This is a genomic window from Janthinobacterium sp. GW823-FHT01H08 (assembly GCF_058797855.1).
In genome coordinates this window covers 1,341,769-1,367,128 of sequence record NZ_CM179504.1, presented here as the reverse complement: position 1 = coordinate 1,367,128, position 25,360 = coordinate 1,341,769, and the positions used below count along the sequence as shown (strand labels likewise).

Sequence of the window (25,360 nt, the reverse complement as noted above, 5' to 3'; positions counted from 1 at the left end):
ACCACTACAGTTTTTTGTGCAAGGCAGCATAAGGAGCCACCGTGAAGCACAGCGACAGCACAGACGATGCCCCCGAGCAAGCCAGCGGCTGGCCTGTGCTCGACATCGACCGCCAGAAGAAGGGCGGCCTCGTCGAGCAGATCGTCATCGCCATCAGCGTCATGGTGGGCAGCCGCGCCCTGCGCATCGGCACGCGCATGCCGTCCGTGCGCCAGTTCGCCCGCTGCAATGGCGTGTCGACGTTTACCGTCGTCGAATCGTATGACCGCCTGGTCAACCTCGGTTTGCTGTCGTCGCGGCGCGGTTCCGGCTATTTCGTCGCGCGCCACGACATCGCCGCCTCGCCGCAATTGGCTGTGCACGCCAGCCCCACGGCCATCGACGCCCTCACGCCGGACCTGTATTCGGGCGTGTCAGACGCGCTGCCCGTGGGAGCGGGCTGGCTGCCGCCCGAGATGTATGGCGAAGCGACCGTGCTCGACGCCGTGCGCCAGGCCATGCGCATTCCCGCCAGCCGCCTGCGCGGCTATGGCCACCCTCTCGGCTTTCCCTCGCTGCGCCAGCACCTGGCAAGCAGCCTGTCGGAAGAGCTGTTCCAGGTCGAGCCGGACCAGGTCCTGCTGACGCACGGCGCCACGCATGCTTTTGACTTGATCCTGCGCAGCCTGACCAAGCCGGGCGACACGGTGCTGGTGGAAGACCCCGGCTACAGCAATCTGCAGTCGCTGATACGCCACCACGGCTGCATCCCCGTGGGCATTGCACGCGGCGAGGCGGGCCTCGATCTCGATGCGCTGGCCGTTGAAGCCGCGCGCACGCAGCCGAAACTCATGTTCGTCAACACGGTGCTGCAAAATCCGCTCGGTACATCGCTCACCCAGGCGCAGGCGCACCGCCTGCTGGCACTGGCCGAGCAATTCGATTTCTGGCTGGTGGAAGACGATATCTACCGCGAACTGGCGGCGCGCGGCGAAGCGTCGCTGGCGGCGATGGACGGCTTGCGCCGCGTGATCCGCGTGGGCAGTTTTTCCAAGACCCTCTCGCCCGTGCTGCGCGTGGGATCGATTTGCGCCTCGCCGCCGCTGGTGGCCGAACTGGTGCGCGTCAAAATGCTGGCGGGACTGACGACGTCGGAAATCAACGAGCGCGCCGTCTACCACGCCATCTGCGCGCGACCCTACAAGCGCATGGTCGAACGGCTCGTGGCGCAGCTCGATGCGGCCCGCGAGCGCAGCATCGACTGCCTGGCGCAGGCGGGCATGGCGCCCGTGGCGCGGCCCCGCGGCGGCATGTTCGTCAGCGCCGGCTGGCCCGACGTGCAAACGCCGGAATGGAACGGCAAGGTCATCGCCGACATGGCCTTGAAGGCGGGCATCCTGCTGTCGCCGAACGAATTTTTCATGCTGCGCGCGCCCGAGACGGTGTGGTTCCGCTTCAACGTGGCCTACACCGATACCCCCGTGCTGCAGGCCTTCCTGCAATCGATACGCCCACGCTAAAGAAACCGCCATGGTCAGCGACAAATCCCCTGCCCTTCCCGTGAAAAATGCCGGCGGCCGGCGTTTGCAAAACCGCGACCGCCTGGAAGCGGACATCCTGGAGCAAGCCGTGCGCGCGTTCGCCGAATGCGGCTATGAGGGCGCGTCGATCGCCACCATCGCCGAGCGGGCCGGCCTGTCGAAGCAAAACCTGATGTATTACTTCCCGTCCAAGCAGCTGCTGTACCAGCGCGTGCTCGACGACGTGCTCGACGACTGGCTGGCGCGCATGGACATGCTGGCCAATGAACACGACGAGCCGCGCGACGTGCTGCGCGCGTATATCGGCGCCAAGCTGCGTTTTTCGCGCGAACAGCCATGGGCCTCGCGCGTGTATGCGCTGGAAGTGATCAATGGCGCGCCCCTGTACGGCGCGCAGATACGCGACCGGGTCGTGCCCCTGCTGCGCAAGGATATCGCCGTCTTCGAAGCGTGGATCGCCGCCGGCCGGATCGCGCCTGTCAACGCCACGCACCTGATGTTCGCCATCTGGGCCATGACCCAATCGTATGCGGATTTTTCGGCACAGATGGCCCTGGTGCTGGAACGCAAGCAGCTCACGCGCAAGGACTATGAGGACGCCGAAATCCTGATCGCGCACATGGTGCTGGCGGCGGTGGCCATGCCGCCGGCAGGCGAAAAAAAACCGCCTCGACAGGCGGTTTTCTGAACGGCGCGAACGCTTACGCAGCCGTCCTGTTCTTGCGGCGGCGCGCCATGAAGCCGATCATGCCCAGGCCTGCCAGCAGCATCGCATAGGTTTCCGGTTCCGGCACGGCCGACACATAACCGGACACGTTGGTAGCGTTGAAATAATGGTTCGCATTGACCTGGATGTTCGAGGCCCAGTTCCCCACCACGACGCTGCCGTTGATCTGGCCATTGCCACCGGCCAGGGTCGCCAGCGGCGCCAGGACGCTGCCGTACAGGCCCACGCCGTTCAAGGTGATGGTTTGCGCTTCATAGAAGTTGTACAGCACATTGTATTTGCTGAAATCGCCGTAGCCACCGGACAGGTTCACATTCGTGCCGCTGATATTGAGGATCAGGGTGTCGTTCGTGTGCAGATTGCTGAACTTGAAGTTGTTCACCGAGCCCAGCGCCGCGGAAGTCAGGTCGAACACTTGCACATTGCCCGTGCCGCCCTTCAGGGTCATGCCGCCATAGGCCACCGAGCTGCTGCCCGTCGCGGCCACGTTGGCCAGCGAGGTCGAGGTGTTTTTCAGCTGCGCCGACGTCGTGGCGAACGACACGGGCGACACCGTGGTCTTGCTAGCCGTGTTCAGGCCCACGCTGCTCGTCGTCGTGCTGCCGCCCACATAGTAATTGCCGTTCTTGATCGAGCCGGAGCTGTAGTTCAGGTTGCCGCCAACCACCAGCGCATAGCCGGTGTTGCCATGCGTGACGTAGGCATCCTTGTTCTTGTCATTGACCGAATAGTTCGATGCCGTCAAGTTACCGGCGACCAGCACGCCGCCTTCGACATCGCTGCCGGACGCGCTGAAGTTACTGAGGGAATACAAATTGGCGCCACCGATGCCCAAATCGACAACACCGGCTTGCGCGGCGCCGGCGGCAAACACGGTCGACAGAACGAGAACGAATGATGATTTAGGCATGATTGACATTTTATTTCCAAAAAGAAAATTAACTTGACGTCAGAATATCATATCCATTCGCTTTAATATGTCGCAAACCAACAACTTTTGTAACAATAATGAAAACATAGTTGCTCGACGGGAATCATTCTCCTGGCGCTGCCCGGAGAACGCCGCAGCCATCCGGCTGACGCTGAAAACAGACGGGCAAACAGCCGTCTGTTCTGCACTTTCAATATTGCTTAGAAGCGCAGCCAACTTGGTGATACGATCGCGGCAGCGCCAGACCAGGCCAGCCCACAAAGTATGAAATCATAAGGATGAAGCACGCATGAAACGATTGTCCCTAGGCGCACTGATGCTGGCATATGCCTGCGGCGCGCACGCCGATGTGTTTAACATGATCGACAACCAGCCGCTCAGCGAAACCTGGCTCAACGCGGGCTTTTATTCGTATCACTTTCAGCGCGACAAGAACCTGAACGACAGCAATCCGGGCCTGGGCGCCGAATACCGCTTCTCCACGGTCGCGTCGGTCACGGCCGGCCGCTTCTACAATAGCGACCGCGCCTACTCGAATTACCTGGGCGTGTACTACCAGCCGATCAAGGTGGGCCCGCTGCGCATCGGCGCCGTCGTTGGCGGCTTCAGCGGCTATCCGAAGATGCGCGATGGCGGCTGGTTCCCGGCCCTGGTCCCCACCATCAGCTATGAATACCAGCGCGTGGGCGTGAATATCGCCATCGTACCCTCCTACAAGGACCGCCTGTATGGCGCGCTCAGTTTCCAGCTGAAACTGAAGGTATTCGAGTAACCGTTTGTCGTTGCCTGTCGCCGTTCGGTCCGCCATTCCTGCCATTCGTCGCATACGCCATACCCGGCAGCAAGGATTTGCCTATAGTGGTTTCATTGCCAGCATGCATACGGCAGCGGCACCCACACGACAGGAGAACGGCATGAAAGACATCAATTCGGCACCGGGCAGCACTTCCTTCAGCGCTTTCTGGAACGAACTGTGCGCTTACGCGCGCCAGGGGATGGCTGCCTTGCGCGCCATGTCCTGGCCCATGCTGCTGGTCTGCTGCCTGGGCCTGGCGTTCCTGATCACCATCTTGCCGCTGGCCATCATGCTGTTTGCCCTCGTCATGCTGCTGAGATGGGCAAGCAACAACGACGATGCCGGCACAGATCAGAAAGCGTCGGGTTCGCAGCATTCGCCGCAATAAAAATTTGCGGCGTGGCAAGAGTGCAATGATGGTTCTATGGCACTATGGATGGGCGCGGCACTGACGGGCATCAAAACCATCCAAATGGAAGGATTTGATACGGAACGCTACGCAGTATCCATGATCGAAGCTACTCCCCCTCAGCCATAGGAGTTTTCTGATGACCACGACAGCAAAAGCTACAGTAAATACGACCATTCCCTGCCTGCGCTACCGCGACGCGCCCGCCGCCATCGAATGGCTGTGCAAGGCACTCGGTTTCGAAAAACAATTGATCGTGCCTGACGGCAATGGTGGTGTCGCCCATGCGCAACTGAGCTTTGGCAACGGCATGGTCATGGTGGCACCCGCCCTCGACAGCGACTACGGCCGCCTGATGAAACTGCCAAGCGACATCGGCGGCGCCAACACGCAAAACTGCTACCTGGTCGTCAGCGACGCCGACGCCGTCTACCGCAGCGCGCGCGAAGCCGGCGCCGAGATCGTGCTCGACATCAAGGATGAAGATTACGGCGGACGGGGCTTTACCTGCCGCGACCCGGAAGGCCACATCTGGAGCCTGGGCACCTACGATCCATGGTAAAACGGAGAACAATGATTGTCGCTACCCTCACCGCCGCCAGCCTTGCGCTGATCGGCGGTTTCCTGTCCGCTCCCGTCCTCGTCGACGAACATCTCAACCGCATTCATCCCCCGTCCGGCAAGGCGCCGTCGGCAGCCACTGTGGCCCTGCATCAGAGCCTGTGGATCGCCGACCTGCACGCCGACAGCCTGCTATGGCAACGCGACCTGAACCGCGACAGCCAGCGCGGCCACGTCGACTTTCCCCGCCTGCAGCGGGCCAACGTGGCGCTGCAAGCCTTTTCCGTCGTCACCAAGACGCCGCGCAAGATGAATATCGAGCGTAATGGCAGCGACACGGACAACATCACGGCCCTGGTGGTGGCGCAAGGCTTGCCGCCAGCCACGTGGAACAGCCTGCTGGCGCGCGCCACCTGGCAGGCCGACGAGCTGCGCCAGCAAGCGGCAAAGAGTCATGGCAAGGTGCGCGTCATCGGCAGCCGCGCCCAGTTGCGCAGCTTCATCGCCGCGCGCGAAAAAGACCCCGCCCTGCTGGCCGGCTGGCTGACACTGGAAGGCGCGCATGCGCTCGAAGGCAAGCTGGACAATCTCGACACCCTGTACCAGTCCGGCTACCGCATGGCCGCGCCCACGCATTTCTTCGACACGGAACTGTCCGGCTCCCAGCACGGCCTGAAAAAAGGCGGCCTGACGCCGCTGGGCAAGCAATGGTTGCGCGCCATGGAGCAGCGCAAGATGATCGTCGACCTGGCGCACGCCTCGCCGGCCACCATCGACGACGTACTGACGTTGGCGAAACGCCCCGTGATGGTGTCGCACACGGGCGTGCGCGGCACCTGCGCCAACGGGCGCAACCTGAGCGACGCCCAGCTGAAACGCATCGCCGCCCAAGGCGGCCTGGTGGGTATCGGCTTCTGGAATACGGCCGTCTGCGGCAAGGACGTGGCCTCCATCGCGCGCGCCATCAAGTACACGGTCAAACTGATCGGCGCCGAACACGTGGCCTATGGCTCGGACTTCGACGGCGCCGTCACCACGGCCATCGACGCGGCGGGCTTGCCGCGCTTGACGCAGGCGCTGCTGGATGCTGGACTGTCGGAAGCGCAGATCCGCCGCGTGGCAGGCGAAAACGTGCGCGACTTCCTGCTGAAGAACCTGCCCGACGATGACGCCTAGACTAACCTAGCGCCTGGACCAGGGCCTGGTCCGCCACCTGGCGCGGCCGGATGCGTATCAGCTTGCGGTACAGCGGCGGCATCGACTCGCACAGCGCCTGCAGCGCGTCTTGCGCCATCGCCGGGTGCACGTACTGGAATTGCGCGGGATTATTCTCCGGCAGCGCCCCTTCCATGGTGGAGCCGTAGGCGCCCAGGGTCATGAAACTGGCGGCGCTGTCGTCCGGGCCGATGGCCTGCACGAAAGTGCCGTGCTTGGGGTGGCCCAGATAGCTCTTGATGTCTTCCTGCAGCGCAGGATCGGCGCTCGCCATCAACTCGAAGCGCAGCTGCGCGTATTGGCGCGTGCATTCCATGAACGGCGTGCGGATGGCCGACTGGCTCAACTTTCCCGGCATGCACAGCAGCAGGTTGCCGAAGGAATCGAGCAAGGCGGCCGCATCGCCCTGGCCGCCATCGCGCAGGTCCTGCTCCATGGCCGCCTGCAGGAATGGCGCCAGGCCCGCATCGGGCGCGTGCGGGTCGCAGCGGTAAGTCAGGGCGTCGGGATAGCGGCGGCGCAAGGCGCGCACCACGACATGCTCGGGCGGCAAGGCGGCGGGATCGCGCAGGGGCACGTCGTCGCCGGCGTTCAGCAGCTGCATCACCTGCGCCGATGTCGCTTCGAACACGAGCGAGCACAGTGCCTGCGTCGCCTCATGGATGCTCTTGCCAATGAAAAAAGATTTGGGCGCGGCGCCGGACGGCAGGCGCGCATACTCGGTGGCGCCGCGCACGGCCGGATAGCAAAAACTGCGGCCGGCCTGCGCCTGCAGCGGCGCCGGCAAGGCCGTAAACGTGGCGCTGCCATCGTAATTGATGCCCGCCTTGACGTCGGGCGCGGCCACCACCACGTTGAAGCCTGCCGCCAGAATCGCCCCCGTGCACATGCAGCAGGGGTCGAGCGAAGTGACGATGGTCAGTTCGCCCGGCGGCGGCAAGAGCGCGCCCTTGGCCCGCTCGGCGAAATACCAGTCCACCAGTTGGCGCTCGCCATGCGCCGTGGGGTCGAACACCAGCCCCTGGCGCACGACGTTGTTATGCATCGATTGCAGCACGTTGCCGGCGCCGTCGAGCAGCACGCCGCCCACTCCAAAGGTACCCTGCGTCTTCGCCGCCATGGCTTCGGCCGCGGCTATCGCCACGGCAGCCTGGATGTCGATCGTCTTGTTCAAGCGGATCCTGTTACTTCATGTCCAGGTCGGAATTGCCGAAGCCGTGCGGCAGCAGCCAGCCCGCCGTCACTTCCATGACATCGTTTTTCAGGTTCGTCAGGATCACGGGCAGGTCGGCGCCGCCCATCTCGAAGATCACCTGGCGGCAGGCGCCGCATGGGGAAATCGGCTCGACCGTGTCGCCCGTGACGGCCAGCCTGGCGAAGTCGCCCGGTTTGCAGCCATGCGCGACGGCGCTGAAAAACGCCGTGCGCTCGGCGCAGTTGCACAGGCCATACGCGGCGTTTTCCACGTTGCAGCCGCGGAAGACGCGACCATCCTTGCACAGCAGCGCCGCGCCCACCTTGAAACGCGAGTATGGCGCGTAGGCCAGTTCACGGCCGGCGTTGGCTTCGGCGATCAGTTCTTGGTTGTTCATTTTTTCTGTTATACCTTTGAAATCATTAAGGCCGGGGTCAGACCCTCAACACCGCTGATACATAGCTCAGCACCATCGCAAACGGGGGTCTGACCCCAGTTTTCAACTACGGTCGAATGGTACGATAAATCACCGGATTGCCCGCCAGCGCCACCGTGCTGATGTCATACGCTTGCTGGATTTCCCTGACGGCTTGCTGCGCCGCCGCTTCCGTGCGCGCGTGCACCATGGCCAGCGGCTGGCCGACAGCCACTTGCTCGCCCAGGCCCACGAGGTCCGTCAGGCCGACGGCAAAATCGATGCTGTCGCTCGGACGGCGGCGGCCACCGCCCAATGCCACGACTGCCAGGCCGATGGCGCGGCAATCGCGCACGTTGGCAAAGCCGGCCGACGGCGCTGGCGCCGGCACGACGAACGGCGCCTGTTCCAGGTGTTTATCAGGATGCTCGACCAGATCGGCCGGGCCCCCCAGGGCCGACACCATGCGCGCAAAGCGCTCTGCCGCTTCGCCCGAATCGAGGGCCGCGATCAATTTCACGCGCGCTTCCTGTTCGGTGGCGGCCAGACCGCCCAGCACCAGCATCTCGGCGCACAGCGCCAGGGTGACTTCGTGCAGGCGAGCGGGACGCGAACGGCCCGTCAGGTAATCCATGGCGCCGCGCACTTCCAGCGCATTGCCGGCGTACGGCGCCAGCGACTCGTTCATGTCCGTCAGAATCGCCGACGTCTGCATGCCCGCGCCATTGCCCACGGCGACGATGCTCTCGGCCAGTTCCACCGACTTGTCGTAGCTCGGCATGAAGGCGCCCGTGCCCACTTTCACGTCCATCACCAGCGCGTCCAGCCCGGCCGACAGTTTCTTCGACAGGATGGAGCCGGTGATCATCGCCACCGATTCCACCGTGGCGGTGACGTCGCGGATGCTGTAGAAGCGCTTGTCGGCCGGCGCCAGCTGCGCCGTCTGGCCGATGATGGCCACGCCGATCTCCTGCACCACCTTGCGGAACAGTGCATTGTCCGGCACCGTGCAATAGCCTGGAATGGCGTCGAACTTGTCGAGGGTGCCGCCCGTGTGGCCCAGGCCGCGGCCCGAGATCATCGGCACGTAACCGCCGCACGCGGCGACCATGGGGCCCAGCAGCAGGGACACGACGTCGCCCACGCCGCCCGTCGAATGCTTGTCGACGATGGGGCCCGGCAGGTTCAGCGAACGCCAGTCCAGCACCTGGCCGGAATCGCGCATGGCCAGGGTGAACGCCACGCGCTCGTCCATGTTCATGTCGTTGAAATAGACGGCCATGCCGAGCGCCGCGATCTGCCCTTCGCTGACGCTGCCGTCAGTGATGCCGCGTACGAAAAACTGGATTTCCTCGGCGCTCAGGACGCCCTTGTCGCGCTTCTTGCGGATGATTTCCTGGGTCAAAAACATGGAATAACTCCAATAAAAATAGGTTTGGGGTCAGTCCCTGCGGGATCGGGATACGCCCATTGGCGTATCCCCCCCGACGGGTCTGACCCCAGCTTTGCGATACCAATGATCAGTCAGTTAAACGCCGTAAGGAATCCACACGTTTTTCACTTGCGACGCATGCGCCAGCACGGCACGGCCGCCGCTTTGGGCGGCGCTGTACCAGTCGCGGCCCTTGGCGCCGCCGACCCAGGTGCGCTTCAGCGTGCCGGCCGACAGGCGCTCGACTTCCGCGCAACCGTCGGCGGAGCCGTCATGGCGCCAGACGGCGTCGATGTCGGCGTGCGTGGCCAGGGTGCGCGCCAGTTCATCGGCGTTGCCGCTGATGATGTTGACGACGCCGCCCGGCAGGTCGGACGTGTCGAACACCTGGTACAGGTCCAGCGCGGACAGCGGATGCGCTTCCGACGGCACCACCACCACGCGGTTGCCCAGCGCGATGGCCGGCGCCACCAGCGAAATGAAGCCGAGCAAAGGCGCTTCATTCGGGCAGACGATGCCGATTACGCCGACCGCTTCATTGAGCGCCACGGTGATGCCCTTGGTCGGCGGCTGGTGCGCCAGGCCGTCGTACTTATCGGCCCAGGCGGCGTAATAGAACAGGCGCTCGATCGAAGCCTGCACTTCCTTCTCCGGATTTTTACTGCCCGTCATGGCGGCGATGCGGGCGGCGAATTCGTCGGCGCGCGCAGCCAGGTTTTCGGCGATGTAGTACAGCACTTGTGCGCGGTTGTGCGCCGTGGCGCTGGTCCAGCCGGACGCTTTATGGGCCGCTTCGACGGCGTTGCGGATGTCCTTGCGGCTGCCCACGCCCACTTCGGCCAGCAAGGCGCCATTCGCGCCGAACACGGGCGCGCTGTAGGCGCTGTCAGGGCGCGCCTGCTTGCCGCCGATGTACATCTTGGCCGTGCGGTCGATGGCGAAGGGGGCCGCTGCCGCCGGCTTCACGTTGGCCTTGGCTTTCGCTTCCACCACCGGCAAGGCCGGACGTGCATCTTCGGCCAGGGCCGTCATGTATTCCAGCATGCCTTCGCGGCCGCCTTCACGGCCGAAGCCCGATTCGCGGTAGCCGCCGAAGCCGCAGGCCGCATCGAACTGGTTGGCGCTGTTGATCCACACCACGCCGGCCTTGATGGCGGGCGCGATATCGAGGGCCAGGCTGATCGACTCGGTCCACACGCTGGCGGCCAGGCCGTACACCGTGTTGTTCGCCAGCTGCACCGCTTCGGGCGGCGTACGGAAGCTCATGGCCACCAGCACGGGGCCGAAGATTTCAGCCTGCGCCACGGCAGCCGATGTCGACGCGCCCGTGATCAGGGTCGGCGGGAACCACGAGCCGTCAGCCGGCAGTTCGCACGCGGGCTGCCACACGTCGCAGCCTTCGGCACGGGCCGAATCGACGAGCGCGGCGATGCGCTGGCGCTGCACGGGGTCGACCAGCGCGCCGACGTCCATCGATTTGTCCAGGGGCGAGCCGAGGCGCAGGCTTTCCATGCGGGCGCGCACCTTGTTCAGGAAGCGCTCCTGGACCGATTCCTGCACCAGCAGGCGCGAGCCGGCGCAGCACACTTGTCCCTGGTTGAACCAGATCGAATCGACCAGGCCTTCCACGGCGCCGTCCAGGTCCGCGTCTTCGAAGACGATGAACGGCGACTTGCCTCCCAATTCGAGGGACAGCTTCTTGCCGCTGCCGGCCGTCGCTTCGCGGATCAAGCGGCCAACTTCGGTGGAACCCGTAAACGCGATCTTGTCGACGCCGGGGTGGTTGACGATGGCCGAGCCCACTCTGCCGTCGCCCGTGACGATGTTGACCACGCCGGCCGGCACGCCCGCCTGCACGCACAATTCGGCGAACAGCATGGCGGTCAGCGACGTGAATTCGGCCGGCTTGAAGACGACCGTGTTACCGGCCGCCAGGGCCGGGGCGATTTTCCACGACAGCATCAGCAGGGGGAAATTCCACGGCACGATCTGGCCCACCACGCCCACGGCGCGGTAGTCGGCGAATTCTTCCGACTGCAGCTGCGCCCAGCCGGCGTGATGGTAGAAATGGCGCGCGGCCAGCGGCAGGTCGATATCGCGCGTTTCACGGATGGTCTTGCCGTTGTCCAGGGTTTCCAGCACGGCGAACAGGCGCGAATGCCTTTGCAGCAGACGGGCCAGCGCGTACATGACCTTGGCGCGGCCATGGCCTCCCATGCCTTGCCATACGGGCAGCGCGCGGCGCGCCGCTTCCACGGCGCGTTCCACGTCGGCGTCGGTGGCTTGCGTCAGCTCGGCCAGCTGCGTGCCGTCGGCAGGATTGGTCGAGGCGAACAGTTCGGCCGGCTCGCTCCAGGCGTTGTCGATGAACAGGCCGAATGTGCGCTGATGGCCGTCGAGCCACGCTTGCGCTTCTTTTTGACTTTCGGGAGCAGGGCCGTAGTCCATAGTAGTGAGAATCTCGTTAATTGTAGGCATGACGATTGTTCTTTAAGGTTGTGCGTGACGATGATTGGCCGAGTAGCTGCCGGTGACGTAGTGCTCGAGCTGGCGCTCGATGTCGGTCAGCAGGCTGGAAGCGCCGATGCGGAACAGGTGCGGCTGCAGCCATTCGTTGCCCAGCTCTTCCTTCATCAGGGTCAGGTATTGCAGCGCGCTCTTGGCCGAGCTGACGCCGCCGGCCGGCTTGAAGCCCACCTTGAAACCCGTCTGTTCATAGTATTCGCGCACCGTGCGCACCATCGTCAGGGCCACGGGAATGGTGGCGTTGACGCTTTCCTTGCCGGTGGAGGTCTTGATGAAATCGGCGCCCGCCATCATGCACACCCACGACGCCTTGGCCACGTTTTCCATGGTCAGCAAGTCGCCCGTGGCGAGAATCGCCTTCACGTGCGCTTCGCCGCACGCCTTGCGGTAAGCCAGCATTTCGTCATACAGCACTTGCCAGTTGCCGTTCAGGACATGCTGGCGCGTGATGACGATATCGATTTCCGAAGCGCCCGCGGCGACCGACAGTTCGATCTCGCGCAGCTTCGTTTCCATGTTCGTCAGGCCGGCAGGAAAGGCGGTCGACACGGCGGCGATGGGCAAGCGGCCCTGGATGACTTTCACGGCCGGTTGAATCATCTCGTGGTACACGCACACGGCGCCGGTGCTCAGCTGCGTCAGGCCCAGCGCGTCCATCAGGTCGGCGCGCAACGGGCGCATGGCCTTCATGCACAGGCGCTCCACGCGGCCCGGCGTATCGTCGCCGCCCAGGGTGGTCAGGTCGATCATCTGGATGGCTTTCACCAGCCAGGCGGCCTGGTATTCCTTTTTCACGGTACGGCGGTTCGCCAGGCTGGCCGCGCGGCGGTCCGTCGCGGCGCGGTTGACGCGGATCTGGTTGATCCAGCCCAGGTCGAGGCCAACGGCCTCGTTACGCTTGAATTCGGGGTGCATGAGTGTCATAACAAGCTGGTTCCATTAGCAAGTGGTGGTACGCCAAGGTGCTTGGCGAGGGTTTGGCCAATATCGGAGAACGTCTCGGAAATACCCAGCGCGCGCGGGGCGACGCCGGGACCGAAGAAGATCATCGGAATGTGTTCGCGGGTGTGGTCGGAGCCGTGCCAGGTGGGGTCGCAGCCATGGTCGGCGGTGATCACGACCAGGTCGCCTTCCTTCAGCTTGGCCATGAATTCCGGCAGGCGCGCATCCATTTCGCGCAGCGCGTCGGCATAGCCTTCGACGTTGCGGCGGTGGCCGAATGCCTGGTCGAAATCGACGAAGTTGACAAAAGTGAGCGACTTGTCCTGCACTTCATCGGCCGTCTTCAACAGCGCTTCAAACAGCGCCATGTTGTCGACACCCTTCACGACTCTGGAAATACCCTGGGTGGCGAAAATGTCGCTGATCTTGCCCAGGCCGACGACTTCGCCGCCCGCATCCTTGACGTGGTCGAGCAGGGTCTTGCTTGGCGGCGCCACCGCATAGTCGTGGCGGTTGGAAGTGCGCGTGTAGTTGCCGTTGCTGCCCGTGAACGGACGGGCGATGACGCGGCCGATGTTGTACGGCTCGACCAGCTTGAAGGCCATTTCGCACACTTCGTACAGGCGCTCGAGGCCGAACGATTCTTCATGCGCGGCGATCTGCATCACCGAGTCGCCCGAGGTGTAGATAATCAGCTTGCCGGTGGCGACGTGCTCGTCGCCATGCTTGTTGATGATGTCCGTGCCCGAGGCATGGCAGTCGCCGAGGAAGCCCGGCACGCCGGACAGGGCTTTCAGTTTGTCGGTCAGGTCGGCCGGAAACGACGGCGTGGTGCGGGGAAAATATCCCCAGTCGAATTCGACGGGCACGCCGGCGATTTCCCAGTGGCCGCTCTGCGTGTCCTTGCCGGTGGAGCGCTCGCGCGCCGCGCCGTAGGCGCCGGTGAAACCGTCGCGCTGGTCGAAGCCCGTGGCCCATTCGCCGCTGACCAGGTGCGCCGCGGCGCCCAGTCCCAGGCGTTCCATGTTCGGGAGTTTCAAGGTCTTGCCGCTTTTGGCGACAGTGCTGGCAATGTGACCAAAGGTATTGGCACCTGCGTCGCCATACTTGGCGGCGTCTGGCGTCGCGCCAAGGCCGAAGGAATCAAGCAGGAGGATAAATGCGCGTGACATGATAAGGCTCGCTTTATGGAGTGATGCAAAGATGATGCGGTCAGTGTAGGCCGGATTTTCCCGGCCTGCCGCGCGGCAGCGCCGATGGCCGGCGCGCCGCTGCTGCATAAAAAAGTGCTTAGGCTTGCGGCGTAGCCGATACGGTCGCCAGGAAGGCCAGAATCAGCTTGACCAGGTCTTTCGCGCCGATGGCCGCGTATTTCAGGGTTTGTTCGTGCGACAGGGCGAATGGCGACATGCCTTCGGCCAGGTTGGTGATGACGGACACGCCCACCACTTTCAGGTCGCAATGGCGGGCCGAGACCACTTCCGGCACCACGGACATGCCGACCGTGTCGGCGCCCAGGCGCGCCATCATGCGGATTTCGGCGGCCGTCTCGAAGTTCGGGCCAGGGTAGGCGACGAACACGCCTTCGTGCAGGGTGATGCCGCTGGCGGCTGCCGTGTCCTTGACCAGCTTGCGCAGGTCCGCATCGTAGGCGTTGGCCATGCTGAAGAAGCGCGGGCCGAAGCGGTCGTCGTTCGGGCCGACCATCGGCGTGCCTGGCAACAGGTTGATATGGTCGCTGATGGCGACCAGACTGCCGGCGTCCACTTCAGGGCGCAGGGAACCGGCGGCGTTGGTAACGAACAGCATTTCGCAGCCCAGCAGTTTCAGGGTGCGGATGGCGCTCGTCATCACGCCCATGCCATAGCCTTCATAGAAATGGCCACGGCCCTTCATGCAGACGACGGCGACGCCCGACAAGGTGCCGACCACCAGTTCGCCGGCATGGCCGTGCACGGTGCTGATCGGGAAACCCGGCAATTCGTCAAAGCTGATGCTGACGGCGTCCGTCATTTGCTCGGCCAACACGCCCAGGCCGGAGCCGAGGATCATCGCCACGCGCGGCTTGAAATTTTCAGGAGCGCGGGCACGGATGATTTCGGCGGCGTGGAAAGGGGTGTTGTTCGACATGGTTATCCTCTGATTGACTAATGATGATTGGTTGCTGCCTGCACGGCCGTGCCCGGTATGGACTGCGGCCCAGGTAGCGGGTATGTATGGTGTTACTGGTATATCGAAATGCGTATGGCTGTATTTGCCGCCACTATGCATCAAACGGAATATGTATGGCAAATACCATTTTTCTTGCCCATTTATACAATTCAAATATAAATGGCCGATATTATAGTCGAGGCTAGCCCAGGCCCGCCATGCCCGGGAAATGCATGCATACAAGCTCCATACGAAGGTTTTTTATGCACGCTTGACACCAATCGGACAAATGTTTAAAGTTTCGGACAAATGTTTATCCTTTCAGTGAAACCTTGTGACCGATACCAATAAAAAAGACCAGCTATATGCGCTGATCCGCAACAACCCCTTCATCTCGCAGCAAGACCTGGCGAGCGAGCTGGGCTTGTCGCGCTCGGCCGTCGCCGGCCACATCGCCGGACTCATCCGCGAGCGACGCCTGCTGGGACGCGCCTACGTGCTGCCCGACAGCCGTCCCGTGCTGTGCATAGGCGCCGCCAACCTCGACCGCAAGATGCGTACGCTGGCGACCCTGCAGATGGGCACCTCGAATCCCGTGCGCTCGGAAGAAGTGTTTGGCGGCGTGGGCCGCAACATCGCGGAAAACCTGGCCCGGCTGTCGATTCCCGTTGCCCTGCTGACGGCCCTGGGCGACGATGCGGCCGGCCACGCGCTGCAGACGCACGCGGAAGACGCGGGCATCGACATGCGCGGCAGCCTGCATTTAAGCAACACCAGCAGCGGCACCTATACCGCCGTGCTCGACGAGCATGGCGAAATGCTGCTGGCGATGGCCAACATGCAGCTGTACGAACAGCTGACGCCGGCCTTTTTGCACAGCCGCCAGCCGCAGCGCGCCGCCGCCGCCCTCACCGTCTGCGACCTGAACCTGAGCCACGACAGCGTGCAGGCACTGCTGGCCGATGCGCGCCAGGACGCGGCCCGCGCGACGCCGCTCGTCATCGTCGCCGTCTCGCAGCCGAAGATGGCGCACCTGCCGCAAGACCTGACGGGCTTGCACCTGCTGATCCTGAACCGGGGCGAACTGGAAACGCGCGTGGCGCGCGCCTTGCCGACGGCGTTCGAGGTGCGCGCCGCCTGCCGCGAAGTACAGCGCCAGGGGGCGCGCCAGGTGATCGTCACCTGCGGCGGCGAAGGCGTGTATTTCACGGATGGCGACCATCTTGATGCACCCATCGTGCACCTGGCCGCGCGCGAAGTGGACGCCGTCGACGTGACGGGCGCAGGCGACGCGTTTTCCGCCGCCGTCTGCTGGTCGCTGTACCACGACATCAGCGACTTGAAACTGGCTTGCCGGCGCGGCCTGAAGCTGGCGGCCATGACCCTGGAATCGGCTGCCACCGTCTCGCCCCTGATTTCGGCCGGCGCCCTCGACGACATCGACGACGCCGACCTGGCGCCGCCTCCCCCTACCCTCTTTCAACAGGATTGACATATGACGCAACTGAATAATTTCCTCTCGTTCTCGCAAGAAGTGCTCGATGCGCGCGCCGCCGGCAAGGCCATCGTGGCGCTGGAATCGACCATCATTTCGCACGGCATGCCGTATCCGCAAAACGTGGAAATGGCGCGCGAAGTGGAGCAGATCATCCGTGACGGCGGCGCCGTGCCGGCCACCATCGCCATCATCGGCGGCAAGATCTGTGTGGGCCTGTCGCCGGAGCAGCTGGAATTGCTGGGCACCTCGCCCGACGCCATGAAGGTCAGCCGCCGCGACCTGCCGTTCGTGCTGTCGCAGGGCAAACTGGGCGCCACCACCGTGGCCGCTACCATGATCTGCGCGGAACTGGCCGGTATTGCCGTGTTCGTCACGGGCGGCATCGGCGGCGTGCACCGCGGCGCGGAAACGAGCTTCGACATTTCCGCCGACTTGCAGGAATTGGCGCACACGTCCGTGGCCGTCGTCTGCGCGGGCGTCAAATCCATCCTCGACATCGGCCTGACCCTGGAATACCTGGAAACCCACGGCGTGCCCGTCATCAGCGTGGGCCAGGAAGGTTTCCCCGCCTTCTTCACGCGCGAAAGCGGCTTCAAGGCCGATTTCCGCCTCGACACGGCCGCCGAGCAGGCCGCCTTCATCGGCACCAAGTGGCAGCTGGGCTTGAAAGGCGGCGTGATCGTCAGCAACCCCGTGCCGGCCGCGCAAGCGATGCCGAAGGAAGAGATCGATGCGATCACCACGCAAGCCTTGCAGGAAGCGGACGCGGGCGGCGTGAAGGGCAAGCAAGTCACGCCATTCCTGTTGTCGCGCATCAAGCAGCTGACGGATGGCCGCAGCCTGGCGACGAATATCGCCCTGGTCAAACACAATGCCCAAGTCGGCACCGCGCTGGCCATTGCCATGCAGGCGGTCGTGGCACGATAATAGGACCGCTGTAAAGAAAGCGCGCGCGCCGTTACCGGTCCGCGCGCCGTTCCATCGCCAGGCACCACGCAACGCCAAGGAAAGCATGTCCATCGATCTGAAACAGTTAAAGTATTTTCTTGCCGTTGCCGAGGAGAAAAGCTTCAGCCGCGCGGCCGAGCGCCTGCATATCTCGCAGCCGCCCCTGAGCCAGCAGATCATGAAACTGGAAAGCGAACTGGGCGTGCGCCTGTTTGCGCGCACCACGCGCACCTTCGAGCTGACCGTGGCGGGCAAGGCGTTGATGAACGAGGCGGCCGAGCTGCTGGCCAAGATGCGCATGACCATCGATACCATCCGCCAGATCGACCGCGGCGAAGTGGGCCGCTTGCGCGTGGGCATCGTCGGCTCGGCCATGTGGGGCCCCATCCCCAGCCTGCTGGAAGAATTCCAGACCAAATTTCCCCGCGTCACCTGGACCATCCATGAATTCGGTCCCACGGTGCAATACGAAGCCTTGCGCGCCAAACAGATCGACGTGGGTTTCTGGCGCGAACCCAAACTCAACGACGACGACTTGCGCCACGATAATCTGCGCCAGGAACTGTGCTTCCGCGAAAACGTCTGCGTGGCCGTCAATGAACACCATCCGCTGGCAAAAAACACGGCCATCGAGCTGATCGACATCGCCCACGAGCCGATGCTGACCCTCAACCTGGACAAGTCCGCGTTCCCCCGCTACCTGGTGCAATGCTGCATCAACGCCGGTTTCGAACCCGTGATTTTCCAGGAAGCGAGCGAGCCGCAGACCCTGCTGGCCATGGTGGGCGCGGGCCTGGGCGTGACCCTGGTGCCGGAAACGACGAGCCGCATCGGCTGGCCCGGCGTGGTATTTCTGCCGATCAAGACCAATCCGCCGTCGGCCAACTTGTACATCAGCTACACGACGCTCGACGACGCTCCCGTCGTGCGGGCTTTCCTGAATATCATCAATCCCCCAGCTAATTGAGGCAAAGCCTCAAGCGTCAGCAAGCAACGCCAACCCGAAAAGCAGCAAGACCGGGGTCGGACCCTCAGGGACTCGGCGTCCCCGTCCGACCCCAGCCCTTCGTTTTGGGTTTGCATTCCAATTTATATGGCGATCATATAAATAGCTAAACAAAAACGTATTTGTCATACATATCTGGCATGATGCATAGTGATTCGGACGCCCATCGCGGCGCCGGTTCCGTGCCTGCCCTGCCCGTCCACTGACGGCGCATCCCAGCCCGCTCCGGCAGCCCCATTCGATGTTGTACCTATAAAAGAGACGGGGCGCGACTGTTGCATGAGCATCACACTGTCGACATGAAAGCACGCGAGGTCAGCAATGATCTTGTGCGATACAGTGCAATGTTGATAAGGAATTATCACCTCGTGCATCAAAAACAGGCTAAATCGGCCCCAAATTATATGTTTCACCTATAAAAAATATACAATATCGATCTTCCAGGAGCCAATTCATGAAACTTACACAATTTAGTTTGACGATCGCAGCCGTATTTCTGACTGCTCAAGCGTCCGCGGCTACCCCAAAACTGGGTGTCGTGTATGACGCGGGCGGCAAGTTCGACAAGTCGTTCAACCAATCCGCTTTCGAAGGCGCATCGCGCTTCAAAAAAGACACGGGCATTTCCTTCATCGAAGTGCAGGCATCGAGCGATACGCAGGCTGAACAAGTCATGCGTGGCTTGGCCCGCAAGAAACTCGACATGATCGCCGCCATCGGCTTTGCGCAAACGCAAGCCGTGCAAAAGGTCGCCAAGGAATTTCCGAACGTAAAATTCGTGCTGATCGACGGCCAGGCCGCCGGCAGCAACGTCAACTCCGTCGTCTTCAAGGAAGAAGAAGGCTCCTACCTGGTCGGTGTGGCTGCAGCCATGGCCAGCAAAAGCAAGAAAGTAGGCTTCATCGGCGGCATCGATATTCCCCTGATCCGCAACTTCGCCTGCGGCTACGCGCAAGGCGTCAAGGCAGTCAATCCGAAGACGGAAATCACGCAAAACATGGTCGGCACCACGTCCGGCGCCTGGAATGACCCGGCCAAGGGCGGCGAACTGGCCCGCTCGCAATTCGAGCGCGGCGTTGATGTCGTCTTCGCCGTCGCCGGCGGCAGCGGCATGGGCACCCTGCAAATGGCCAAGGAAAAAGGCAAGCTGGCGATCGGCGTCGATTCGAACCAGAACCATTTGTATCCAGGCAGCATCCTGACTTCGATGGTCAAGCGCGTCGACAACACGGTCTACGACAGCTTCATGCAAGTCAAGAACGGCACCTGGAAGGGCGGCGTCAGCTATAAAGGCTTGAAAGAGGGCGGCGTGGATTGGGCCCTCGATGAGAACAACCGCAAGCTGATTACGCCGGAAATCGAAAAACGCGTGTTGGGTGCGCGTAAGGACATTATCGATGGCAAGATCAAAGTGATCGATTACCGCGTCGGCAGCAGCTGCCCGGTTTAATTTTTCTCCGTATCTTTTAGCGCGCCGCCGGGGCCTGTCTCCGCGCGGCGCGTTTCCATGAAACTATCCAGTTATGAACCTATGCAGCCAGCAGTAGAATTTCGCAGCATTTCCAAGCAGTTTGGACATGTGAAGGCGAACGCCGACGTCAGCTTCTCCATCGCCAAGGGCAGTATCCACGGCCTGGTGGGAGAGAACGGCGCCGGAAAATCGACCTTGATGAGCATCCTGTACGGGTACTACCGTGCCGACGGCGGAGAAATCCTGCTCGACGGGAAAGTACAGCCTATCCGCAACAGTCAGGAAGCGATCAACCTCGGCATCGGCATGGTGCACCAGCACTTCATGCTGGTCGAGAACTTCACCGTCCTCGACAATATCATGCTGGGCACGGAAGGCGGTTTTCGCCTGGCCAGCCACCGCACGGAAGCGGAAGCGAAACTGCGCGAGATTTGCGCGCGCTACCGCCTCGACGTCGACCCGCTGGCGAAGATCGAAGACTTGTCCGTCGGCGCGCAGCAGCGCGTGGAAATCCTCAAGCAGATTTACCGCAGCGCCAGTATTCTGATCCTCGACGAGCCGACGGCCGTGCTGACGGCCCAGGAAACGGCCTCGCTGTTTGAAATCCTGCGCCTGTTCAAGGAGCAAGGCAAGACCATCATCCTGATCACGCACAAGCTGCAAGAGATCCTGGAAATCACCGACAACGTCACCGTCATGCGCGGCGGCACGGTGGTCGGCGCCGTGGCAACGGCCGGCACCTCGAAAGAGGAGCTGGCCAACATGATGGTGGGCCGCCCCATCCAGAGCCACCTGCCCCGCGCACCGTACAATCCGGGCGCCACGGTGCTGGAAGTGGCTGATCTGCAATTGGCCGACGAGCAGCAAGTCAAATTGCTGGCCGATATCGGTTTCAATTTGCGCGCCGGCGAAATCGTCGCCATCGCGGGCGTTTCCGGCAATGGCCAGAGCGAGCTGCTGGAAATTCTGTCAGGCATGCGCTTGCCCACGTCCGGCAAGCTGCGTTTTCTCGACAAGGACTTGCCGTTTGCCAAGCGCCACGATGCCGACGGCTTGCCGCTGGCCTTCCGCGAGCTGGGCATCGCCCACATTCCGGAAGACCGCTTGCGCGATGGCGTGGTGAAGAATTTCTCCGTCATGCAGAACACCATCCTCGGTTACCAGGATCACCTGAAAAACCGCTGGGGCCTGTTCAACTTCAAGGCCATCGGCGCCCGCTGCGCGGAACTGCTGAAAACGTTTGATGTGCGCCCGGCCAATCCGGACTTGCGCATCGGCTTACTGTCCGGCGGTAATCAGCAAAAAGTGGTGATCGCGCGCGAAGTGCTGGCCAAGCCGAAACTGATGCTGGTGGGGCAACCCACGCGCGGCGTCGACATCGGCACCATCGAAAGCATCCATACGCAATTGCTGGCCCTGCGCGACGCGGGCGTGGCGATCCTGCTGGTGTCCGTCGAACTGGAAGAAGTGCGGGCGCTGGCCGACCGCATTCTCGTCATGTGCGGCGGACGCATCACCGGCGAACTGAAAATTGAAGAATTCGATACCACCCGCATCGGTCTGTTGATGGGGGGAATGCATAAATCATGAATAACGACTTGCCACGCTGGGCGACAGCCTTTGTCATGCCCATGTTAAACCTGCTGTCGGCCTTGCTGGTCGCGGCCCTGGTGATCTATATGCTGGGCGAAGACCCGGCCGAATCGCTGTCCATCCTCGTCCACAGCGCCATCCTCAATCCGGAAGGATTGAGCTACACCCTGTTCTACGCCAGCACCTTCATTTTCACGGGCCTGTCGGTTTCCGTGGCGATGCAGGCCGGGCTGTTCAATATCGGTTCCGAAGGCCAGATGTATATCGGCGGCCTGGGCTTGACGGTGGCCATGCTGGCCTTCGACCAGACCCTGCCCGCCTGGCTCTTGATTCCTGCCGCCATGATCGGCGCGGCCCTGTTCGGCGCCCTGTGGGGCTTTTTGCCCGGCTATCTGCAAGCGAAGCGCGGCAGCCACATCGTGGTCACCACCATCATGTTCAACTTCATCGCCGCCAGTCTGATGAATTTTATTATCGTAAAGTACCTGATTCCGCCGGGCGAGCAGAACACGGCCAGCCGCGTGTTTGCGGAAAGCGGCGAAATGCCACGCCTCTCCACCTGGTTCCCGTCGCTGGGCGACACGCCGCTGAACATCAGCTTTATCCTGGCGATCGCCGCGCTGGTGATCTACGGCGTGATGGTCTGGCGTTCGTCGTGGGGATTCAAGCTGCGCGCCACGGGCCTCAACAAGCACGCGGCCCACTATGCGGGCGTGTCGATCAGCAAGATGATCATCGTCGTCATGCTGATCTCGGGCGCGCTGGCGGGCTTGGGTTCCGTCAATTCCATCATGGGTTCGACCCATTACCTGTCGCTCAATTTTGTCGGCGGCGCCGGTTTCATCGGCATCGCCATCGCCCTGATGGGCCGCCAGCATCCGGTCGGCATCTTCCTGTCCGCCGTGCTGTTCGGCGCGCTGATCCAGGGCGGCTTCGACCTGTCGCTGGAAAAACCGAATATCCCGACGGAAACGTTCATTTTCATCCAGGGCTTGATCATCCTGTTCTGCGGCGCCATGGAAAACTTCTACGCACCGGCCATTTCAGCCCTGCTCAAGCGCACCAAAGGCTAACACCATGACACTCGACGACTTTCAATTCGCCAGCATCCTGGTATCGACCGTGCGCAATGCGCCCGTCCTGATCTTTGCCGCCATGGCCGGCCTGTTTGCCGAACGCAGCGGCATGATCGACATCGGCCTGGAAGGCAAGATCCTGGCCAGCGCCTTCGCTTCCGCAGCCGTCGCCTACACGACGCAAAACCCGTATTACGGCATGGCTGCAGGCATGCTCGTCTGCGTCGCCCTGGCCCTGCTGCAGGCGTACGTCAGCATCACGCAAAAGGGCAACCAGCTGGTGGCCGGCATGGCGATCAACATCGCCATGAGCGGACTGACCTTCGTGCTGGCGCAATTTTTCTTCCAGCAAGGCGGCCGCACGCCCGACCTCGGTTCGGCGCGCCTGTTCGACGTCGTCTTGCCGGGCACGCAGTACGTGGAACACATTCCCTTCATCGGCTGGGTGTATGCCCATCTGATCGGCGGCCATTCCATCCTCGTCTACGTGGCCTTCCTCTTGATCCCGCTCGTGCACTGGCTGCTGTACCACACGCGCTTCGGCTTGCGCCTGCGCGCCTGCGGCGAAAACCCGCATGCGGCCGACTCGGCCGGCGTGAGCGTGGAAGCGACGCGCTACCTGGCCATGCTGGTGGCCGGCATCCTGTGCTCGTTCTCGGGCGCGTATCTGGCCATCGTGCAAAGCGGCTTCTTCCTGCGCGACATGTCGGCCGGCGCCGGTTACCTGGCACTGACGGCCATGGTGTTCGGCAACTGGCGCCCCGTCTACACCTTCCTCGGCTGCCTGATGTTCGGCTTCTTCGCCGCCATCCAGATTCAGATTGAAGGCGTGGACTTGCCCGTCGTGGGCCGCATCCCCGGTTCGCTGATCCAGATGGTGCCGTACGTCGTCACCGTGATCGTGCTGGCGGGCTTGATGGCGAAATCCATCGCGCCGAAAGCCATCGGCATCCCCTTTGTCAAGTCCCGTTAAGAGCACCTGAGAAAATACCCATGGCGTCGTTGCCTTGCCTCGTCGTACATTCGTACTGCCTTCGGCAAGACGCCTAGCCCTGGGCATTTTTCAGGCGCTCCCTAAAATGACAAAAAGCGAAGCCTTTGGGCTTCGCTTTTTTTACGCCTGGGTAATCTCGTCCAGCGAGAAATACACGGGTAAACCGAGATCCTGCGCCACGTCCACCATCTGGTCTGCCCCAGCCGATGCGCCGCCGATACGCAGCACGGCATCGCAATGGCTCAATAAACGCGTCGCATGCGCGTGGAACAGTTCCTCATACACGGCGTCGCCCACCTGGGTTGAACCGGCCAGCGCCAGCATGGGCAAAGCCAGCCATTCACCGAGCACGGGCATGTGGCCCTTTTCATACAGCGGCAGGCAGACGGCTTCCATGGCTGCCACATTCGCCGCCATCAGGGCCGGGTCGTCGCCCGTGCCCGAACGGTAAGGGCCGGCAACGAGAATCTGCTGCCCCCGTTTGCCTGGCATCAAATGCAGCTGCGCATGCTGCAGCAGCATGATGGTCTTACCGTCGCAGATGCGCCCGTCCGCCACCATCCGCATCGCTTGCGCCAGCGGCAACTCCAGCACCTCGATGTCTTCGCCCTCGTGCGCCAGGCCGCCGCCGTCGCCGATGCGGCTGGCGGGGTCGTATTCAGCGACGAAGAAATGCAGGCGTTCCGTCACGGAGCCGGGACTCATGAAGGCTTCGAAGACCTTGTGCACCTGCCCCACCCGGTAACCGGTTTCCTCTTCCACTTCGGCGCGGATGCGCTGTTCCGCGCTGGCCTCTTCCAGCAAGCCGGCCGCTGATTCAATCAGGAAACCATCGTGGCCCTCGCGATACGTGGGAAAGCGGAACTGGCGGATCAGGATCACCGTGCGTTTGGCCTTGTTGTAGAGCAGGATGGTGGCGCCATCTCCGCGGTCATAGGTTTCCCGCGTCTGCGTCTGCCATTCGCCATCGTGGCGCAGGTAATCGAACGTGGTCTTTTGCAGCAGATACCAGTCGTGCGACAGGGTTTGCACCTGCTGGATGCGGACCCGTTGCTGTCTCGAATTATCTTCGTGCATATCATCTCCTTGTGCTTGCCTTCGCCGACTTTATCATGCAAACTCGTGCAATATCAAGAAAATACAAGAACACTCAAGAAAAACCATGCTGACACATCAACGCAAACAATATCTGCTGGACTTGCTCCAGCGCGAAGGGCAGATCGTCGCCAAGGCCGTCAGCGATAGTCTGGGCTTGTCGGAAGACACGATACGGCGCGACCTGCGCGAATTGGCGAAAGAAGGGTTATTGGAACGCGTGCACGGCGGCGCCCTCCCCTTGCTGCCAAGTTCGCCCGCGCTGGCACCGTTTGCGGCCCGCGAACAGATTTCGCCCGAAGCCAAGCCCGCCATCGGACGCGCGGCGGGCGCCATGATACAAACGGGGCAAGTGGTGTTTCTCGATGGCGGAACGACCGCCGTGCAGCTGGCGCGCCAGCTGCCGCGCGATTTGCGCGCCACCGTCGTCACGCACAGCCCCTCGGTTGCCGTCGAGCTGGTGCATCACCCGTTCATCGAGGTGCTGATGCTGGGCGGGCGCCTGTACAAGCACTCGATCGTGGGCGTCGGCGCGGCCACCGTGGAAGCCATCGGCCGCATCCGCGCCGACCTGTATTTCATGGGTGTATCCAGCCTGCATCCGCAAGCGGGCATCACCACGGGCGACTATGAAGAAGCGTGCGTGAAGCGTGCCTTGAGCGAGGCGTCAAACCGCACCGTCGTGCTGGCCTCGCCGGAAAAGTTCAACACGGCTTCGCCGTTTCAAATCGCACCCATGAGCCAGGTCAACGATATCATCGTGCACCGCGACGTGGAGGACGCCCTCGTCGCGCCGTTCCGCGAGATGGGAATCGCCATCACCCTGGCATGAAAAAAGCGGCCCGCAGGCCGCTTTCAC

At 62.6% G+C, this 25,360-nt stretch carries 22 protein-coding genes and 1 pseudogene; 14 read left to right on the top strand and 9 right to left on the bottom strand.

Annotated elements, in window-relative coordinates:
* The first annotated feature begins 41 nt into the window (after nt 1–41).
* Both AC3RCG_RS06140 and AC3RCG_RS06135 read left to right on the top strand, forming a co-directional pair.
* Nucleotides 42–1,499, top strand: coding sequence for an aminotransferase-like domain-containing protein (locus AC3RCG_RS06140; protein ID WP_492404570.1), 1,458 nt, complete (start codon nt 42–44; stop codon nt 1,497–1,499).
* Between the two features lie 10 nt (nt 1,500–1,509).
* Entirely contained in the window at nt 1,510–2,208 is a 699-nt protein-coding gene (locus AC3RCG_RS06135; RefSeq protein ID WP_492404572.1) for a TetR/AcrR family transcriptional regulator, read from the top strand.
* 13 nt (nt 2,209–2,221) lie between these two features.
* Here the strand turns inward: AC3RCG_RS06135 and AC3RCG_RS06130 are convergent, their stop codons facing one another.
* On the bottom strand, nt 2,222–3,157 hold the full coding sequence (locus AC3RCG_RS06130; protein ID WP_180279079.1) for a choice-of-anchor A family protein: 936 nt from the start codon (nt 3,155–3,157) through the stop codon (nt 2,222–2,224).
* 310 nt (nt 3,158–3,467) lie between these two features.
* Here AC3RCG_RS06130 and AC3RCG_RS06125 point away from each other — a divergent pair, with 310 nt between their 5' ends.
* From AC3RCG_RS06125 to AC3RCG_RS06110, 4 genes are all read left to right on the top strand, one after another.
* Entirely contained in the window at nt 3,468–3,950 is a 483-nt protein-coding gene (locus tag AC3RCG_RS06125) for a hypothetical protein (protein WP_034754565.1), read from the top strand.
* A 142-nt stretch (nt 3,951–4,092) separates the two neighbouring features.
* Nucleotides 4,093–4,362 carry a hypothetical protein gene (locus tag AC3RCG_RS06120; RefSeq protein WP_492404575.1) on the top strand — a complete coding sequence of 90 codons (270 nt, stop codon included), beginning with the start codon at nt 4,093–4,095 and terminating at the stop codon, nt 4,360–4,362.
* Between the two features lie 160 nt (nt 4,363–4,522).
* Entirely contained in the window at nt 4,523–4,945 is a 423-nt protein-coding gene (locus AC3RCG_RS06115; protein WP_492404577.1) for a VOC family protein, read from the top strand.
* Nucleotides 4,946–4,956: 11 nt separating this feature from the next.
* Complete coding sequence (locus tag AC3RCG_RS06110; protein ID WP_121668540.1) at nt 4,957–6,120, top strand: dipeptidase; 1,164 nt, start codon at nt 4,957–4,959, stop codon at nt 6,118–6,120.
* A 1-nt stretch (nt 6,121) separates the two neighbouring features.
* Here AC3RCG_RS06110 and AC3RCG_RS06105 read toward each other — a convergent pair whose 3' ends face one another.
* The 7 genes from AC3RCG_RS06105 to xapA form a co-directional block, all read right to left on the bottom strand.
* Nucleotides 6,122–7,339 carry a nucleoside deaminase gene (locus AC3RCG_RS06105; protein ID WP_492404616.1) on the bottom strand — a complete coding sequence of 406 codons (1,218 nt, stop codon included), beginning with the start codon at nt 7,337–7,339 and terminating at the stop codon, nt 6,122–6,124.
* A gap of 4 nt (nt 7,340–7,343) precedes the next feature.
* A complete protein-coding gene (locus tag AC3RCG_RS06100; RefSeq protein ID WP_492404579.1) occupies nt 7,344–7,751 on the bottom strand; it encodes a cytidine deaminase in 408 nt (135 codons plus the stop codon).
* A gap of 106 nt (nt 7,752–7,857) precedes the next feature.
* Nucleotides 7,858–9,180 (bottom strand): thymidine phosphorylase, encoded by a 1,323-nt coding sequence (deoA, locus tag AC3RCG_RS06095; RefSeq protein WP_492404581.1) that lies wholly within the window; start codon nt 9,178–9,180, stop codon nt 7,858–7,860.
* Nucleotides 9,181–9,297: 117 nt separating this feature from the next.
* On the bottom strand, nt 9,298–11,679 hold the full coding sequence (locus tag AC3RCG_RS06090; protein ID WP_492404583.1) for an aldehyde dehydrogenase family protein: 2,382 nt from the start codon (nt 11,677–11,679) through the stop codon (nt 9,298–9,300).
* 12 nt (nt 11,680–11,691) lie between these two features.
* The gene (gene deoC / locus AC3RCG_RS06085) at nt 11,692–12,651 is read right to left on the bottom strand and encodes a deoxyribose-phosphate aldolase (RefSeq protein WP_070219318.1); all 960 of its coding nucleotides are present in this window, start codon (nt 12,649–12,651) and stop codon (nt 11,692–11,694) included.
* Nucleotides 12,648–13,841: a phosphopentomutase gene (locus tag AC3RCG_RS06080; RefSeq protein WP_492404585.1), complete on the bottom strand. Its 1,194-nt coding sequence runs from the start codon at nt 13,839–13,841 to the stop codon at nt 12,648–12,650. The genes deoC and AC3RCG_RS06080 overlap by 4 nt, the downstream gene beginning before the upstream one ends.
* Nucleotides 13,842–13,959: 118 nt before the next feature.
* The gene (gene xapA, locus AC3RCG_RS06075; protein ID WP_070291092.1) at nt 13,960–14,799 is read right to left on the bottom strand and encodes a xanthosine phosphorylase; all 840 of its coding nucleotides are present in this window, start codon (nt 14,797–14,799) and stop codon (nt 13,960–13,962) included.
* 355 nt (nt 14,800–15,154) lie between these two features.
* Here xapA and AC3RCG_RS06070 point away from each other — a divergent pair, with 355 nt between their 5' ends.
* The 7 genes from AC3RCG_RS06070 to AC3RCG_RS06040 all read left to right on the top strand — a co-directional run bounded on the left by AC3RCG_RS06070 (nt 15,155) and on the right by AC3RCG_RS06040 (nt 23,385).
* Nucleotides 15,155–16,312 carry a carbohydrate kinase gene (locus AC3RCG_RS06070; protein ID WP_070219320.1) on the top strand — a complete coding sequence of 386 codons (1,158 nt, stop codon included), beginning with the start codon at nt 15,155–15,157 and terminating at the stop codon, nt 16,310–16,312.
* Nucleotides 16,313–16,315: 3 nt separating this feature from the next.
* Nucleotides 16,316–17,245, top strand: a complete 930-nt coding sequence (locus AC3RCG_RS06065; RefSeq protein ID WP_409027184.1) for a pseudouridine-5'-phosphate glycosidase — start codon at nt 16,316–16,318, stop codon at nt 17,243–17,245.
* 85 nt (nt 17,246–17,330) lie between these two features.
* Nucleotides 17,331–18,233, top strand: a complete 903-nt coding sequence (locus AC3RCG_RS06060) for a LysR family transcriptional regulator (RefSeq protein ID WP_070219321.1) — start codon at nt 17,331–17,333, stop codon at nt 18,231–18,233.
* Nucleotides 18,234–18,726: 493 nt separating this feature from the next.
* Nucleotides 18,727–19,722: a BMP family lipoprotein gene (locus AC3RCG_RS06055; protein WP_070219322.1), complete on the top strand. Its 996-nt coding sequence runs from the start codon at nt 18,727–18,729 to the stop codon at nt 19,720–19,722.
* 81 nt (nt 19,723–19,803) lie between these two features.
* A complete protein-coding gene (locus AC3RCG_RS06050) occupies nt 19,804–21,333 on the top strand; it encodes an ABC transporter ATP-binding protein (protein ID WP_492404589.1) in 1,530 nt (509 codons plus the stop codon).
* Entirely contained in the window at nt 21,330–22,409 is a 1,080-nt protein-coding gene (locus AC3RCG_RS06045; protein ID WP_070219324.1) for an ABC transporter permease, read from the top strand. Before AC3RCG_RS06050 ends, AC3RCG_RS06045 begins: the two co-directional genes overlap by 4 nt.
* 4 nt (nt 22,410–22,413) lie before the next feature.
* On the top strand, nt 22,414–23,385 hold the full coding sequence (locus tag AC3RCG_RS06040) for an ABC transporter permease (protein WP_034754516.1): 972 nt from the start codon (nt 22,414–22,416) through the stop codon (nt 23,383–23,385).
* A gap of 513 nt (nt 23,386–23,898) precedes the next feature.
* Here the strand turns inward: AC3RCG_RS06040 and AC3RCG_RS06035 are convergent.
* Nucleotides 23,899–24,483 (bottom strand): annotated as a pseudogene (locus tag AC3RCG_RS06035) (NUDIX domain-containing protein); the annotation flags it as partial.
* Nucleotides 24,484–24,568: 85 nt separating this feature from the next.
* On the opposite strand from AC3RCG_RS06035, the gene AC3RCG_RS06030 reads away from it, so the two are divergent.
* On the top strand, nt 24,569–25,333 hold the full coding sequence (locus AC3RCG_RS06030; RefSeq protein ID WP_121668533.1) for a DeoR/GlpR family DNA-binding transcription regulator: 765 nt from the start codon (nt 24,569–24,571) through the stop codon (nt 25,331–25,333).
* Nucleotides 25,334–25,360 lie beyond the last annotated feature (27 nt).

What these genes read in the sequence shown, in the direction of transcription:
- AC3RCG_RS06080 (WP_492404585.1), bottom strand. Translation starts at nt 13,841, where the DNA reads ATGTCACGCGCATTTATCCTCCTGCTTGATTCCTTCGGCCTTGGCGCG.
- AC3RCG_RS06130 (WP_180279079.1), bottom strand. Translation starts at nt 3,157, where the DNA reads ATGCCTAAATCATCATTCGTTCTCGTTCTGTCGACCGTGTTTGCCGCC.
- xapA (WP_070291092.1), bottom strand. Translation starts at nt 14,799, where the DNA reads ATGTCGAACAACACCCCTTTCCACGCCGCCGAAATCATCCGTGCCCGC.
- AC3RCG_RS06115 (WP_492404577.1), top strand. Translation starts at nt 4,523, where the DNA reads ATGACCACGACAGCAAAAGCTACAGTAAATACGACCATTCCCTGCCTG.
- AC3RCG_RS06055 (WP_070219322.1), top strand. Translation starts at nt 18,727, where the DNA reads ATGAAACTTACACAATTTAGTTTGACGATCGCAGCCGTATTTCTGACT.
- AC3RCG_RS06100 (WP_492404579.1), bottom strand. Translation starts at nt 7,751, where the DNA reads ATGAACAACCAAGAACTGATCGCCGAAGCCAACGCCGGCCGTGAACTG.
- AC3RCG_RS06110 (WP_121668540.1), top strand. Translation starts at nt 4,957, where the DNA reads ATGATTGTCGCTACCCTCACCGCCGCCAGCCTTGCGCTGATCGGCGGT.
- deoC (WP_070219318.1), bottom strand. Translation starts at nt 12,651, where the DNA reads ATGACACTCATGCACCCCGAATTCAAGCGTAACGAGGCCGTTGGCCTC.
- AC3RCG_RS06090 (WP_492404583.1), bottom strand. Translation starts at nt 11,679, where the DNA reads ATGCCTACAATTAACGAGATTCTCACTACTATGGACTACGGCCCTGCT.
- deoA (WP_492404581.1), bottom strand. Translation starts at nt 9,180, where the DNA reads ATGTTTTTGACCCAGGAAATCATCCGCAAGAAGCGCGACAAGGGCGTC.
- AC3RCG_RS06125 (WP_034754565.1), top strand. Translation starts at nt 3,468, where the DNA reads ATGAAACGATTGTCCCTAGGCGCACTGATGCTGGCATATGCCTGCGGC.
- AC3RCG_RS06050 (WP_492404589.1), top strand. Translation starts at nt 19,804, where the DNA reads ATGCAGCCAGCAGTAGAATTTCGCAGCATTTCCAAGCAGTTTGGACAT.
- AC3RCG_RS06045 (WP_070219324.1), top strand. Translation starts at nt 21,330, where the DNA reads ATGAATAACGACTTGCCACGCTGGGCGACAGCCTTTGTCATGCCCATG.
- AC3RCG_RS06060 (WP_070219321.1), top strand. Translation starts at nt 17,331, where the DNA reads ATGTCCATCGATCTGAAACAGTTAAAGTATTTTCTTGCCGTTGCCGAG.
- AC3RCG_RS06040 (WP_034754516.1), top strand. Translation starts at nt 22,414, where the DNA reads ATGACACTCGACGACTTTCAATTCGCCAGCATCCTGGTATCGACCGTG.
- AC3RCG_RS06135 (WP_492404572.1), top strand. Translation starts at nt 1,510, where the DNA reads ATGGTCAGCGACAAATCCCCTGCCCTTCCCGTGAAAAATGCCGGCGGC.
- AC3RCG_RS06030 (WP_121668533.1), top strand. Translation starts at nt 24,569, where the DNA reads ATGCTGACACATCAACGCAAACAATATCTGCTGGACTTGCTCCAGCGC.
- AC3RCG_RS06120 (WP_492404575.1), top strand. Translation starts at nt 4,093, where the DNA reads ATGAAAGACATCAATTCGGCACCGGGCAGCACTTCCTTCAGCGCTTTC.
- AC3RCG_RS06065 (WP_409027184.1), top strand. Translation starts at nt 16,316, where the DNA reads ATGACGCAACTGAATAATTTCCTCTCGTTCTCGCAAGAAGTGCTCGAT.